Genomic DNA, 14,062 nt, shown 5'->3' with positions numbered 1-14,062 from the left:
GCGTCAGGCGAGGGCGACGACGAGCGCCTGGGTGTCCTCGTAGATGTGGTAGCGGACGACCTTGCCGTCCTGCACCCGGATGTGCAGGGCGTACGGCGAGTTGAACAGGTTGCCGGTCGCCCTGACGGCGTGCCGGAAGAAGCCGGTGATGATGGCGTCCGGACCGTCCACGATGATCTGGTGGACCTGGTTCTCCTGGGGCGACATCGCGCCGCCGAGCAGACCGAGGAACGCCTCGACCTCCGCCTTGGTCGTGCGCTGCCCGGCCCACGGCACCAGGGCGCTGTCTCCGGGGACGAACCAGTCCACCTCGTCGGCGAGCAGGTCCAGCACTCCCTGGCGGTCGCCGGTCTGGAGGCGCTTCCAGAAGTCGTCGGCGATGAAACGGGCGTCGGGCGTCGTCATGTCATTTCTCCTGGTGGTGTGAGCGTTGTCCGGCGAGCAGCGGGACCGGTCGTGAGAAGGGTGCTGACGTGGCCGTCCTTGCCCGCGTGGCAGGCAGGGGGCGAATGGCCGTCCTTGCCCGCGTGGGCGGGCAGGGGCCGGTAGGAAGCCGGGGCAGCCTCCGGGCTGTCCGACCGTGGAGGAGTCGTCGGTACGGGACGCCGTCAGCGGGTCGACGGCATGATCGCCGCCGGATACCGCTCGCCCGTGATGTGCGCGGCGCCGAACGCGGAGTCCAGCAGCGCGACTTCCTCGGGCGTGAGACGGACCGCGGCGGCTTCGGTGTTCTCCTCCAGGTACGAGACGCGCCGCGTGCCCGGGATGGCGACGATGTCCTCGCCCTGGGCGAGGACCCACGCCAGGGCGATCTGGCCCGGCGTGGCTCCGTGGTCGCGGGCGATCGTGGCGAGCCGGTCCAGCAGCGGGAGGTTCGCCTCCAGCGCCCCGTCGGCGAACCGGGGATTGCCCAGGCGGAAATCGTCTGCCGTCAGTCCGGCGAGGTCGCGCACCGTCCCGGTGAGGAAGCCGCGGCCGAGCGGGGAGTACGCCACGAGGGAGATCTCCAGTTCCCGCGCCGCCGCCAGCACGCCGCCCTCGACGACGTCCCGGGTCCACAGCGAGAACTCGCTCTGCACGGCCGCGATCGGGTGGACGGCGTGCGCCTTCCGGAGGTTGGCGGCGCTCACCTCGCTGACCCCGACGTAGCGGATCTTGCCCTCGGCGACCAAGTCGCCGAGGGCGGCGACGGTCTCCTCGACCGGGGTGACGTCGTCGAGCCGGTGCACGTAGTAGAGATCGATGACGTCCACCCCGAGCCGGCGGAGCGACGCCTCGCAGGCGGCCCGGGCGTAGGCGGGGCTGCTGTCGTTCCAGCGCCGTCCGTCGGCCTTGCGGATACCGAACTTGGTGGCCAGCAGGACCTCGTCGCGACGGCCGCGGATCGCCTTGCCCACGAGTTCCTCGTTGTGGCCGAGACCGTACATGTCGGCGGTGTCGAGCAGCGTCACGCCGAGGTCGAGGGCGTGCCCGATGAGGCGTTCCGAGGCGGCGTCGTCCTTCGGGCCGTAGTACTCGCCGCTCATCCCCATGCAACCCAGCCCGATCGACGGTGACAGCGGGCCGTGCGCGCCGAGCCTGCGCAGCTCCGGCGCGGGCGTGCTGGGAGTCCCGGGCGCTTCTCCGGCCTTGGTCATGGATGTTCCTCTTCCCGGTTCGTCCGGCTGATGCGGTTTCAGGCGTGATCGAATCTAGGGCCGCGCGAAGGGCCGGACAACGCCACCTTCGGCTACCCCGGATGGGTAGGTGGGGCTCGCCGCCACGGGGAGGGAACCCGGCCGTGACCTGCGAGGCAGCCTGCGAAGCGTGGTGTGGGAATCTCGCCCGACCAGTGTGGGAGTCCCGCCCGACCCGCCCCCCGGGCGGACGGCGCTCCTTTCCCGACACGTCCTAAACTGGCCCCGCTGATCGGCGCTGCTCCCGGCCCGCCCCCCGGAGCGCGGGGAGAGCGTCACCCGCGCGAGGAGGAACCATGAGCGACGGCGCCCGCACCGTACTGGCCGGCCTGGACGGCATCCGGTCCGGCCTGGAGGACCTGTACAAGGACCTGCACGCCCACCCCGAGCTCGGGCTCCAGGAGCACCGCACGGCCGCCAGGATGGCCGGGGCGCTGCGCGAGGCCGGGTACGAGGTCGTCGAGGGGATCGGCGGGACCGGGGTCGTCGGCGTGCTGGCCAACGGCGCGGGGCCCGTCGTGATGGCCCGCGCCGACATGGACGCCCTCCCGGTCCAGGAGCGGACCGGCCTCCCCTATGCCTCCACCGCGACCGTGACCGGCGAGGACGGCTCCGAGCAGCCCGTGATGCACGCCTGCGGGCACGATCTGCACATGACCGCGCTGCTGGGCGGCGCGCGGCTGCTGGCGGAGTCCCGGGACGCCTGGCGGGGCACCTTCGTGGCGCTCTTCCAGCCCTCCGAGGAGAAGGGCGACGGGGCGGACGCCATGATCGCCGACGGCCTGACCTCGCGGGTGCCCCGCCCCGACGTGGTCCTCGCCCAGCACGTACTGGCCCATCCGGCGGGTTACGTGGGGACGCGCCCGGGGCCGTTCCTGTCGGCCGCCGACAGCCTGCGCGTGACCGTGTACGGCCGGGGCGCGCACGGCTCGATGCCGCAGGCGTCGGTGGACCCGGTGGTGATGGCCGCGATGATCGTGGTGCGCCTGCAGACCGTCGTCTCCCGGGAGTTGGCGGCCACCACCCCCGCCGTCGTCACCGTCGGCAGTATCCACGCCGGTACCGGCCCCAACGTCATCCCGGACAGCGCGGTCATCCAGCTCAACGTCCGTACCTACGACGAGGCTTCGCGCGCCCACGTGCTGAGCGCGATCGAGCGGATCGTGCGGGCCGAGTGCCAGGCGTCCGGATCTCCGGCACAGCCGCTGATCGAGAAGATCGCCGCCTTCCCGCCCACCGTCAACGACGAGGCCGTGACCGAGCGGGTCGCCGAGGCGTTCGCCGCCCATTTCGGCGAGGACGCGCACACCGTCGAACTCCAGACGGCCAGTGAGGACCTGAGCCTCATCCCGGACGCGTACGGAGTGCCCTTCACCTACTGGGGCATCGGCGGCACCGACCCGGAGCTGTACGCCGAGGCCGTCCGGAACGGCACCGTCGCACGCGACGTCCCCGTCAACCACAGCCCCTTCTTCGCCCCCGTCCTCCAGCCCACCCTGGACACCGGCGTCAGCGCCCTGACCGTCGCCGCCCTGGCCTGGCTCGGCGTCTGAGCCGCCGCGCCACCCGTGCGCACGCCCGTGCCCGGGAGGCGGCCGGCTCAGGCGAGCCAGTCGGCGTAGCGGGTGGAAGAGAGGCGGGCGCTCCGGTCGGTGAGGACGTCGCCCTTGACCGCGGCGAACATCCCGGCGGTGGGGTCGGTCACGACGGTACGGCCGTCCGCCGCGTGGGCCACGGTGATCCGGCCCAGCTCGTCCAGGGGGAAGACGTCCGGGCCGGCGATGTCGCGCACCCCGTTCAGGGGAGAGCCCGTGGCGACCTCGGCCACCGCCAGGGCCACGTCGGCGGCGGCGATCGGCTGGATCGGGGTGGCGGGCAGCCGCACGGTGCCGCCCTCGGTGGTCCAGGAGAGCACCGCCTCGACGAACTCCATGAACTGGGTCGCCCGGACGATCGAGTACGGGATCGGCCCGGCCGCGAGGATGTCCTCCTGGAGCTTCTTGGCCCGGTAGTAGTCCAGCTCGGGGACCTGGTCCACGCCCACGATCGAGAGGATCACGAAGTGGCCGACACCGGCCTCGGCGCCCGCCGCCAGGAGGTTGTCCATCGACTTCTGGAAGAAGGCCGGGGACGCCTCGTCGAAGGTGGGTGAGTTCGTCAGGTTGACGATGGCGTCGGCCCCCGCCACCGCCTCCGTGAGCCCGCGCCCGCTGATGACGTCGACTCCGGTGGACAAGGAGTGCGGGACACCCTCGTGACCTGCGGCGTTCAGGTCGTTGACGACCTGCGAACCGATCAGCCCGGTACCGCCGATGACCGCGAACCTCATGGGATGCCCTTCGCTCGGAGACGTATCCGAAATATGACATAGGGGGCATCGGTCGGCATGGTCCGAGCGTGGCGTCCGGGTGCATCCGGCGGTCGGGCGCGCGGGCCCGGCACGGTCCGGACGAGGGGCCCTGTGCCTCCCGCTCCGCGGACCCCGTCGCCCCGGTCCCCGTACCCCACGAAGGCCCCTATGCCTCCCGCCCCTCGGACCCGTCGCCCCGGTCCGTACCCCGCAGCGCGAAGTCGGAGCGGGCCACCGCGCCGGGGCGCAGGTGCGTGCGCCGGACGCCGGTTGCCCGTCCGGGGGAGGACGCGACGATGTTCAGGTGGCCCTCGGGCAGCCCGGCCAGGGCGTACCGGCCGAGCGCGTCGGTGGTGGTGCGGACGAGCTGCCGCCCGTGGCCGTCGAGCACGGTGACGGAGGCATGGTGGACGGGCCCGCCGCCGACTCCTTGCACCGTGCCGATCAGGTCCGGCTCCCGCTCCCCGAAGTGGTGGCGGTGCACCGGCAGCGCGACCGGGAGGGGGAAGCTCAGCGCGGGGTCCTCGGCCGGCGGCTCCTCGGGCTCCTGCGGCCCGGCGCTCCGCGAGGGCGCCTTCGAGGTCCCGGCCGGTGCGGCGTCCCGGGCGTCCCGGCGGCGGTGCCGCAGGGCGTCGAGCCCCATCAGGCCGAGCCCCGCCGCGATCCAGGCGCAGAGGACGAGGACGGGGCGCAGGGTGCCGGCCCCGCCGAAGTAGAGCACTCCGCGCAGGGCGTCCACGGCGTTGGCGAGGGGCATGACGGCGTGGACGTACTGGAAGACGGGCGGCAGCAGCGCGGCGGGCGCCGCGCCCCCGCTGGTGGGGATGGAGAGCACGATGAACAGGCCCATGCCCACCAGCGGGAAGAACTGCCGGGTGAAGGGTGCGAGGCCGGACGCGACGGTGGCGACGGCGGTCGTCAGCAGGAAGGCGATCGCCAGGGACGACGGGGACGCGGGGAGGTATCCCAGCGCCGCGCCGACGGCCGAGCCGATCACGCTGAAGAGCGCGGCCACCCCCAGGACGACCAGGAACTTCTTCCGCCGGTTGAAGCTCACCGCGCGCAGCAGCGCGGTCGCCAGGATGTAGCCGGGGACGCTCCACGCGATGGCGATGTAGACGGCGGAGGTGCCCATCGGGTCCGCGTCGTGGGTCGGCACGACGTCCCGGACGGCGAGGGTGTGCCCCTGCTCGGCGGCGAGCGTGGTGAAGACCGCGGTCATCTTCTGCGCGAGGACGGCGCCCTCCGCCCTGGTCACGTACAGCACGGGCCGGTCGCCCGTCACCAGCGCCGCGACCGCCTCGCGGTGGGTGACCGCGTGCCGCGCTCCCGCGTCCCCGGCGACCGGGGAGACCTCGAACCCGCCCGGGTACTCCTGGCGCAGGGCGGCGGCGATCCCCGTACCGGAGCCGGGACCGGCGGCCGGTCCGGCCACGGCGATCTTCGCGTGGTGGGGTGCGGGCGAGTGCAGCGCCGGGGCGAAGCAGAAGAGGAAGCCGAGGAAGAGGGCCAACGGGAACCACAGGGTCTCGGCGAGGGTCCGGACCGTGCGGGGGCGCGGCGCGGCGTCCGCCGGGGAGGCGGCCGGGGGTGCGGCCGGAGGTGCGGTGCGCATGCGGTGGGTGTCCAGGGGGTCGGTGGTCCGGGTCCGGATCGTCGGCCGCCGTGTTTCGGGGCGTCCGGCTCCGCGTGCGGCGAGGCCGCGCGGACGGCACCGGGGATCCTTGTGTGTCAATAATAGGACGACCGTCGATGAAGTGGCACGCGTGAGCCTGGGCGGAGGCGGGTGCGGGGCGCCCGTACCCTCGTGCAGGTGTTACGGGTGTTACGGGGTCGAACGAAAGGGGGCCGCCCGTGAAGCCACGGCAGCTGATCTTCGAGCTGTACGGCGACTACCTGCGGCACCGGGGCGGCGAGGTCCGCCTCCGGGGGCTGGTCGCGATCCTCGGCTGCTTCGGCATCCCCGACACCACCGTCCGCGTCGTCGTCGCCCGGATGCGGAAAGAGGGCTGGCTCGCCGGACGGCGCGAAGGCCGGGAGACCGTCTACTCCCTCACCGAGGAGGGCCGGGGCCTCCTCGCCGAGCGCCGTGACCGGATCTACGGCCGGGCGCCCACGCCCTGGGACGGGCGCTGGCACCTCGTCGCCTACTCGGTGCCCGAGACCGAACGGGCCCTGCGGGACCAGTTGCGCAAGAAGCTGGCACGCCACGGATTCGGGGCGCTCTCCCCGGCCCTCTGGCTCAGCCCCCACGACCGTACAAAACCGGTGCGGGCGGCCTTCGCCGACCAGCCGCGCGTACGCCTGGACGTCTTCCGCTCCGACACCGCAGGGCCCGAGGAGGACCGGAGCATCGCCGCCCGCGCCTGGGACCTCGCCGCCCTCGACCGCGCCTACCAGGCGCTCCTCGCGGCGCACGCGCCCGCGCTCGCCCCGCTCCGCGCCGAGGGCGCCACCGGGCACGCGGAGGACGCCGGCGGACGGGCGGCGCTCACCGGGCGCGTCACCCTGATCCACGACTTCCGGCCGATCGTCTTCGCCGACCCCGACCTGCCGCCCGAACTCCTGCCCGACGACTGGCACGGCGCGCGGGCCCGCGCGATGTTCCTGGAGTCCCTCGACCTCTCCCGCGAACCCGCCCACGCCTTCGCGGACCGGCTCATCGCCGAAGCCTGACCGGGCGCGGGGGCGCGCTTGCCTCAGGGGGTGTGCGAGGCGGCCTCGCGGAGCCGGTCGAGGAGGCCGTCCAGGGACTTCAGGGCCGCTTCGTCGAACCCCGCGAACACCTCGCGCAGGTTCCGCGCGTGGGCGGCGGCTGCCCGGTCCAGGATGTCCCGGCCGCTGTCGGTGACGACCGCGTACGCCACCCGCCGGTCGGCCGGGTCCGGGCGGCGCTCGACGTAGCCCGAAGCCCGCATGCGGTCGATCAGCCGGGTGACGCCGCCGGTGGTGAGGGCGATGTCCGTGGCCAGTGCGCCCATGGTCAGCCGCCCACCGTCCGAGCGGGCGAGGCGGATCAGCACCTCGAACCAGACGTGCGGCAGGCCGGTCCCGGCCTGCATGTCCGCGCCGAGCCGCTGCTCCAGTCTGCTCGACGCCTCCAGCAGGCGGCCGAACGTGGTGATCAGCGGGTCGTCGATCACGCGGGGTCCCGAGGCGTTCGCCGGACGGGCGGCCGGACCCCCGGGCGAGGCCTCCGGCGGGGCCCCGGCCGGGTGGGGCTTCTGGTTCTCGGCCGGTTCCTCGGTGGGGCGGGGGGAGGGCATGCCGCCAGTCTAGGCGGAAATATCTGACTGGTCAGATAACTTGTACGGTCGAGAAGTCTGACCGGTCAACCATTCGGGCGGTCGCACCTCCGCCCGCCCTGGAAGGGGAACATCCATGAGCGTCACGGCCCGCACGCACACCCCCGTCACCCTCCCGGGAGGCAGCGCGTGACCGGCTTCGGTACCCCCGTCGTCGTGACCCGGGGCTACGAGCAGAGTCCGCTCGTCGTGCTGCTGCACGGCCGGGGCTCCCACGAGGGCGACATCATCGGGCTGGCGGACGCCCTCCCCGGCACCCTTTCCTACGCCGCGGTGCGGGCGCCGATCGCCGAGAACGGCGGCTTCGCCTGGTTCGCGAACCGGGGGATCGGACGCCCGGTACCCGAGTCGCTGCGCGCCACCATGGACTGGTTCCGGAGCTGGCTGGACGAGGCGGCCCCGCCGGGACGCCCCGTCCACCTCGTCGGCTTCAGCGGCGGAGCCGCGTTCGCGGGCGGCCTGCTGCTGGACGATCCCGCGCGGTACGCCGGTGCGGCGATCCTCTACGGCACCCTGCCGTTCGACGCCGGGGTGCCGACCGGCCCGGCACGGCTCACCGGGGTCCCGGTCCTCGTCGCCCACGGCGCCCACGACCGGGTGATCCCCCGTGAACTGCTCGACCGGACCTGGAGTTACGTCACCGGTGAGTCGGGGGCCGCCGCCACCGTTCGGCTCGACCCGGTCGGCCACGGCATCGCCCCCGCGGCGCTGGACGTCCTCGCCGACTGGCTCACCGGCTGACGGGGGCGCGGGACCAGGGCCGATGCCGCCGCGTCACGGCCCGACGAGGACCCCGGCACACGCGGGCGGCCCACCGGCGGACGAGGCCCACCTCCAGGGGTGCGTTCCGGCAGGCCGGGGGAGGGTCGCTACCATCCGGCGTGACCCAAAAGAGCAAACCGGATGTACACCGCACACGCATATTCGCCGACCTGACCCCGCTGCGCACGTCCCCCGACTACCGGCGGCTGTGGTTCGGCAACACCGTGTCCTGGATCGGGCAGGGGATGACCTCGCTCGCGGTGTCGCTCCAGGTGTACGACCTCACCGGGTCCGCCTTCTCCGTGGGGCTCATCGGCTTCTGCTCGCTCGTACCGCTGGTGGTCTTCGGCCTGTACGGCGGCGCCATCGCCGACACCATGGACCGGCGCAAGCTCGGCCTCGGCAGCTCCACAGGATCGTTCCTGCTCTCGGTCGCCCTCCTAGCCTCCGCCGTCGCGGGGGTGGAGCAGGTCGGGCTGCTGTACGCGATCGTCGCCCTCCAGGCCGTCTGCTTCGCGTTGAACTCCCCGGCCCGCAGTTCGATGATCCCCCGGCTGCTGCCGCCCGAGCAGCTGCCCGCGGCCAACGCGCTCTCCTCCCTCACCAGCACGACCGGCACCCTGGTCGGCCCCATGCTGGGCGGCGTGATCGTCGGCTGGTGGGGCTACCGCGCCGCGTACACCGTGGACGCCGTCACCTTCACCGCCTCCCTGTACGCCATGTGGCGCCTGCCCTCCATGCTCCCGGACCGGGGCCCCAAGGCCGCGCCCGGCAAGGCCGCACCCGCTGAAGCCGGTTCCGGCGCCGGTCCCGCCGAGGAGCAGCCGCGCGAGCGGGCCTCCGTGCTGGAAGGGCTGCGGTTCCTCGGCACCCGCCCCAACCTGCGGATGACCTTCTTCAGCGACCTCTGCGCGATGGTGCTCGCCAGCCCCAAGGCGCTCTTCCCGGTCGTCGCGATCGTCTGGTACCACGGCGACGCGCGCACCACCGGACTCCTCGTCGCGGCCCCCGCGTTCGGCGCCCTGCTCGGCGGGGTCTGCTCGGGCTGGCTCGGCCGGGTCAGACGGCACGGGCTCGCGGTCGTCTGCGCCGTCGCCTGCTGGGGCGCGGCGATCGCCGCCTTCGGCCTCACCCGCCAACTCTGGCTCGGCATCGTGTTCCTGGCCCTGGCCGGCTGCGCCGACACCTTCTCGATGGTCTTCCGCGGCACCATGCTCCAGGCCGCCGTGCCGGACCGGATGCGTGGGCGACTCCAGGGCGTCTTCATCGTCGTGGTCGCCGGAGGCCCCCGCCTCGGCGACTTCCTGGCAGGCTCCGTCTCCGACCTGGCCTCCCCGGGCGTCGCCGTCACCGGCGGCGGCCTCGCCTGTGTGGCCGCGGTGCTGCTGCTCGCGCTGAAGTGGCGCGGCTTCCTCCGCTACGACGCCCGGAACCCGCAGCCCTGACCCCACCGGCCCGGCCCCACCGGCCTGCCCCACCGGCCCGGCCCGCCCGGGATGCGGCCCCCGGGTTGTCCGGGATGCGGGACGTGCTTGTCGGGCGGGCGGCGGGCGGATCACCATGCCTCCATGGCCCCTTGCCCGGTTTCGCGACGCCCCGTGGTTCCGCCGCGCGTCCCGGCCGGGCGCTGTCGGGCCGAGCGCTGTTGTCGTACGTACCGCTGAAGCGTCGCGCCCACGGCTGACGCGTCGTACCTGCGCGCGACGCATCGCTCCCCGCACCGCCCACCGCGCACCTGCCGTGCGACCAGCCGTCGCTCCCGTTCCCACCACCGCCGATCGGGGTCCGCCATGTCCGAGAGCTCTCTCCTGCTGCACTGGTTCCTGCCCACCGGTGGTGACGGCCGCGACCCCGGCGGCGTCACCGCCGTGCAGGGCCGCACCGGCTCCGCCACCCGCCGCCGCGCGGACGTCGGCTACCTCGCGCAGGTCGCCCGCGCCGCCGAGACCGCCGGGTTCCACTCGTTGCTGACGCCGGTCGGCCTCGGGTGCGTCGACCCGTGGATCCTCAGCGCCGCGCTCACCCAGCACACCGAGCGGATCGGGTTCCTCGTCGCCTTCCGCGCCGGGTTCACCAGCCCGACGCTCCTCGCCCAACAGGCCGACGCCTTCCGCCGGTTCGCCGGTGGGCGGCTCTCCCTCAACGTGGTCACCGGTGGCGATCCCGCCGAACAGCTCGCGTACGGCGACGCGTTGCCGCACGACCAGCGGTACGCCCGGACCGACGAGGTGATGTCGGTGGTGCGGGACCTCCTCGACGGCAAGGCGGTCGACCACCACGGCGAACACCTGCGGATCGAGGGCGCCAAGCTCACCGACCCGGCCGTCCAGCACCGGGTGCCCCTGTACTTCGGCGGGGCGTCCCCCGCCGCCGAGGCGGTCGCCGCCCGCCGGGCCGACGTCCAGCTGCTCTGGGGCGAACCGCCCGCCGCCCTCGCCGGGCGCATCGCGCGGCTGCGTGCGGCAGCCCCCGCGCTGCGGTACGGAATCCGGCTGCACGTCATCAGCCGGGACACCTCCGCGGAGGCCTGGTCCGAGGCCGACCGGATTCTCGCGGGCATCGACCCGGAGGCGGTCCGGGCGAGCCAGGAGCGGTTCGCGCGGATGGACTCCGTGGGCCAGGCGCGGATGACGGCCCTGCACGGCGGCAGCGCCGACGCATCGCAACTGGAGATCGCCCCGAACCTCTGGGCCGGCATCGGCCTGGTCCGCGAAGGGGCCGGCACCGCGCTGGTCGGCTCGCACGACGAGGTGGCCGCCCGGCTGGACGAGTACCGGCGGCTCGGCGTGGACGAGTTCGTCCTCTCCGGCTACCCCCACCTCGAAGAGGCGTTCCGGGTCGGCGAGGAGGTCGCCCCCCGGCTCCGCGCGCTCGCGGCCGTCTGAGCCGGGCACCGGCCCGCCGCTGCCTGAGCGAGCACCGGCCCGCCGCCGGAGGTCCTCAAGGACTCTCCGGCGCCTCGCCCACGATGCCCCGGGCGATCCCCAGGGCCACCAGGTCCTGGGGCCGCAGGCCGAGCTGGTCGGCCGTCTCGTCGGCCGCGGACGGCGGGCGTTTGAGGATCGCCGCGGCCAACTCCGGTGCGATGACCGAGAAGTAGCTGTCGGCCGTGACATGGGTGCGGCCGGGGGCGGCCAGCGCGAGCGCGCCGCCCGAACCGCCCTCGCCGATCACCAGCGTGGTCACCGGCACCCGCGCCTCCGCGACCGCCGCGAAGGCGTCGGCGATCGCTGCGCCCGCCCCGGCCCGTTCGGCCGCCGCGTCGTTGGCGGCGCCCGGGGTGTCGATCAGGGTGAGTACGGGGATGCCGAGCCGGTCCGCGAGCCGCACGGTCCGGGCCGCCGTCCGGTAACCGGCCGGCCGGGTGGCGGTGCCGCACTGGGCGACGTACGCCACCGGCCGGTCCCCGTGCAGACCGAACCCGCAGAGCGTCCCGGGGTCCGTGCCGCCCGCCCGGTCGCCGTGCAGGGTGAGCCGGTACGCGAAGTACGCGTCCAAGTACGCCTGTGCGCGCGGCCGTTCGGGAGCGCGGGCCAGGGCCACCGCCTCCCGGCCGGTCGCGGGGAGCCGGGTGCGGGAGAGCGCCCGCGGTACCGGAGCGGGCTGGATGCCGGACGCCCGCGCACCCGCCTCCGCACCTCCCTTCAGCACCGCCAGCCACCGCCCCAGCGTGCCTGCCAACTCCGCCTGATCCACCACCGTGTCGACCTGCCCGGCCGCCAACTGGCCCTCGGCCGTGTACGCGTACGGGTCCGCGTCCGGCGGGCGAACCCGCGAACCGGCGAACCCGACCTGCGCCCCCGGCAGTGCCAGCACCACGTCGGCGCCCGCCCCCACGGTGGCCCAGCCGCCGCCGGTCGCAGGGTCCCGCAGGACCGCGAGCTGCGGCAGCCCGGCCGCCCGCAGCTCCGCCGAGGCGCGGGCCACCCGCTGGAGCTGGGTGAGCGCGACCATGCCCTCCTGCATCCGGCTGCCGCCCGTGGCGACCAAGGAGACCAGCGGCAGCCGCAGTTCCCGGGCGAGGGTGTACGCGGCCGTCAGCCGGTCCCCGGTGCGGTGCCCCAACGAGCCGCCCAGGAAGCCGAATTCGAAGGCGAGCAGCACGCAGGGCTGCCCGCCGACCAGGGCCGTGCCGTGTACGACCGACTCCGTCTCGCCGGTCCGCTCCGCGGCCTCGGCCCGCGCCGCCCCGTAACCGCTCCAGCCGAGCGGGCCGTCCGGTGTCCCCGCGGCACCCGGATGGTGCTCGTCGCCGGCGGCCGGGCGTTCGTCGAAGGTGTCGGCGACGACGGCGATCATCTCGCGCGCGGTCCGGCGCGCAGGCCGCTCAGCCATCGTGGCCCGGCCCGCTCGCCGGGTCGGCCGTCAGCGCCCGCTTCATGATCTTGCCCAGGTCGTTGCGCGGCAGGGCGTCGAGAAGGCGGACCGTGCGCGGGCGCTTGTGCGGGGCGAGGAGCTTGGCCACGTGGTCCGCCAACTCGGCCGCGCCGGGCGGTGATCCGGGGTCGGCCGGGACCACCCAGGCGACGATCCGCTCGCCGAGGTCGGGGTCCGGCTCGCCGGTGACCGCGGCCTCCCGCACCCCCGGGTGGTCGAGGAGCGCGTTCTCGATCTCGCCCGCCCCGATCTTGTAACCGCCGCTCTTGATCAGGTCGGTGGCCCTGCGTCCGACGATCCGCACGTACCCGTCGGGGTCCACCGTGGCCATGTCGCCGGTACGGAACCAGCCGTCCTCGGTGAACGCCGCCGCCGTGGCGTCCGGCCGGTCGAGGTATCCGCTGAAGAGGTTCGGGCCGCGCACCTGGATCTCGCCGATCGCCTCCGGGCCGTCCGCCGGGGAGCCGTCCTCCTCCACCAGGCGGAGCTCCACCCCGGCGAGCGGCGGGCCGACCGTTCCGGGCCGGGGAACGCCGTCCGCGCGGATGCCGGTGTTCATCAGGGTCTCCGTCATGCCGTACCGCTCGATCACCCGCCGCCCGGTCGCCGCGTGGATGCGCTCGTGGTCGTGGACCGGCAGCGCGGCCGACCCCGAGACCAGCAGCCGGGCACCCGCCAGCGCGCCGGCCAGCCCGGCACCGGCGGTCGCCCCGGCGCCCCCACCGGTCCCGAGCACTTCGGCCAGGCGGTGGTACATGGTCGGCACGCCGAACAACATCGTTCCCCCGGAGCCGAGTTCACGGGCAACGCCCTCGGCGGAGAACTTCCCCAGATGGCGGACCGAACCGCCGCGCCTCAGCGGCCCGAGCACCCCCAGCACCAGCCCGTGCACGTGGAAGAGCGGCAGCGCGTGGACGAGGACGTCGTCGCCGGTCCAGCCCCAGGCGTCCTCCAGCGCGTCGAGCGAGGCGGCGACCGCCCGGCGGGGCAGGACCGCGCCCTTGGGCGGACCGGTGGTGCCGGAGGTGTAGACGATGAGCGCGGCGCTCTCCGGACCGGGCTCGGCCGCGGGCGCCGGAGCGGCTCCCGCGTCCCCGTCCACGAGGACGTCGATCCGGGGGAGTGCGGCGAGCGCCGCCGGCAGCACGTCCCCGGGGCCGGCGAGCACGGCGGCCGGCGCGCTGTCGCCGACGATGTGCGCGAGTTCGCGTGCGCCGGTCTTCGGGTTGAGGGGAACGGCGGGCACGCCCGCGAGGAGCGCGGCCACCACACCGACGACGGTCTCCGCGGACGGCGTCGCCCAGACGGCGACCCGGCCGCCCGCCCCGGCGATCCGGGGGGCGAGCGCGCCCGCGAGCGCGGACAACCGGGCGTAGGAGAGGGAGAGTTCGCCGAACCGGACCGCCTCCCGGCCGTCCGTGCCGGCCGACGGGTGCTGGAGCGCGGGGAGAAGGGGCTCGGACGGGAGGGGCGCGGGGGAGAGTTGCGTCACGCCCGCCAGCGTAAGGGCTCGTGAGGAGGCGGCACCCGGGTTCCCCGCAACACCCGGAGGCCCGGCGCCGCCCGCAAGCCCCGCGGCGCCCGGCCGCCGG

General features: G+C 74.6%; 12 protein-coding genes. 5 read left to right on the top strand and 7 right to left on the bottom strand.

Annotated elements, in window-relative coordinates:
• Positions 1 to 3: 3 nt before the first annotated feature.
• Both ACFWEE_RS11535 and ACFWEE_RS11530 read right to left on the bottom strand, forming a co-directional pair.
• On the bottom strand, positions 4 to 405 hold the full coding sequence (locus ACFWEE_RS11535) for a nuclear transport factor 2 family protein (protein WP_386888392.1): 402 nt from the start codon (positions 403 to 405) through the stop codon (positions 4 to 6).
• Positions 406 to 608: 203 nt separating this feature from the next.
• Positions 609 to 1,637, bottom strand: coding sequence for an aldo/keto reductase (locus ACFWEE_RS11530; protein ID WP_386888391.1), 1,029 nt, complete (start codon positions 1,635 to 1,637; stop codon positions 609 to 611).
• 335 nt (positions 1,638 to 1,972) lie between these two features.
• Here ACFWEE_RS11530 and ACFWEE_RS11525 point away from each other — a divergent pair, with 335 nt between their 5' ends.
• Positions 1,973 to 3,229: a M20 family metallopeptidase gene (locus tag ACFWEE_RS11525; protein WP_386888390.1), complete on the top strand. Its 1,257-nt coding sequence runs from the start codon at positions 1,973 to 1,975 to the stop codon at positions 3,227 to 3,229.
• A 47-nt stretch (positions 3,230 to 3,276) separates the two neighbouring features.
• Here ACFWEE_RS11525 and ACFWEE_RS11520 read toward each other — a convergent pair whose 3' ends face one another.
• Together ACFWEE_RS11520 and ACFWEE_RS11515 are read right to left on the bottom strand one after the other, a co-directional pair.
• The gene (locus ACFWEE_RS11520; protein WP_386888389.1) at positions 3,277 to 4,005 is read right to left on the bottom strand and encodes an SDR family oxidoreductase; all 729 of its coding nucleotides are present in this window, start codon (positions 4,003 to 4,005) and stop codon (positions 3,277 to 3,279) included.
• A 187-nt stretch (positions 4,006 to 4,192) separates the two neighbouring features.
• A complete protein-coding gene (locus ACFWEE_RS11515) occupies positions 4,193 to 5,641 on the bottom strand; it encodes a carboxypeptidase regulatory-like domain-containing protein (protein WP_386888388.1) in 1,449 nt (482 codons plus the stop codon).
• 239 nt (positions 5,642 to 5,880) lie between these two features.
• Here ACFWEE_RS11515 and ACFWEE_RS11510 point away from each other — a divergent pair, with 239 nt between their 5' ends.
• Positions 5,881 to 6,702 carry a PaaX family transcriptional regulator C-terminal domain-containing protein gene (locus tag ACFWEE_RS11510; RefSeq protein WP_386888387.1) on the top strand — a complete coding sequence of 274 codons (822 nt, stop codon included), beginning with the start codon at positions 5,881 to 5,883 and terminating at the stop codon, positions 6,700 to 6,702.
• A gap of 23 nt (positions 6,703 to 6,725) precedes the next feature.
• Here ACFWEE_RS11510 and ACFWEE_RS11505 read toward each other — a convergent pair whose 3' ends face one another.
• Positions 6,726 to 7,292 (bottom strand): MarR family winged helix-turn-helix transcriptional regulator, encoded by a 567-nt coding sequence (locus tag ACFWEE_RS11505; protein WP_386888386.1) that lies wholly within the window; start codon positions 7,290 to 7,292, stop codon positions 6,726 to 6,728.
• Positions 7,293 to 7,460: 168 nt separating this feature from the next.
• Between ACFWEE_RS11505 and ACFWEE_RS11500 the strand changes: the two genes are divergently transcribed.
• The 3 genes from ACFWEE_RS11500 to ACFWEE_RS11490 all read left to right on the top strand — a co-directional run bounded on the left by ACFWEE_RS11500 (position 7,461) and on the right by ACFWEE_RS11490 (position 10,978).
• Complete coding sequence (locus ACFWEE_RS11500; protein ID WP_386888385.1) at positions 7,461 to 8,072, top strand: alpha/beta hydrolase; 612 nt, start codon at positions 7,461 to 7,463, stop codon at positions 8,070 to 8,072.
• A 140-nt stretch (positions 8,073 to 8,212) separates the two neighbouring features.
• Positions 8,213 to 9,538, top strand: coding sequence for an MFS transporter (locus ACFWEE_RS11495; protein WP_386888384.1), 1,326 nt, complete (start codon positions 8,213 to 8,215; stop codon positions 9,536 to 9,538).
• Positions 9,539 to 9,883: 345 nt separating this feature from the next.
• Entirely contained in the window at positions 9,884 to 10,978 is a 1,095-nt protein-coding gene (locus ACFWEE_RS11490; RefSeq protein ID WP_386888383.1) for an LLM class flavin-dependent oxidoreductase, read from the top strand.
• Between the two features lie 55 nt (positions 10,979 to 11,033).
• On the opposite strand, the gene ACFWEE_RS11485 is transcribed toward ACFWEE_RS11490, so the two are convergent.
• Both ACFWEE_RS11485 and ACFWEE_RS11480 read right to left on the bottom strand, forming a co-directional pair.
• Positions 11,034 to 12,428: a carboxyl transferase domain-containing protein gene (locus ACFWEE_RS11485; protein ID WP_386888382.1), complete on the bottom strand. Its 1,395-nt coding sequence runs from the start codon at positions 12,426 to 12,428 to the stop codon at positions 11,034 to 11,036.
• Positions 12,421 to 13,962: an acyl-CoA synthetase gene (locus ACFWEE_RS11480; protein ID WP_386888381.1), complete on the bottom strand. Its 1,542-nt coding sequence runs from the start codon at positions 13,960 to 13,962 to the stop codon at positions 12,421 to 12,423. The genes ACFWEE_RS11485 and ACFWEE_RS11480 overlap by 8 nt, the downstream gene beginning before the upstream one ends.
• Between the last annotated feature and the right edge of the window lie 100 nt (positions 13,963 to 14,062).

Source organism: Streptomyces sp. NPDC060184 (assembly GCF_042728795.1).
Taxonomy (GTDB): Bacteria; Actinomycetota; Actinomycetes; order Streptomycetales; family Streptomycetaceae; genus Streptomyces.
The sequence above is the reverse complement of the archived record's forward strand: the minus strand, read 5'-3'. Positions and strand labels throughout refer to the sequence as shown.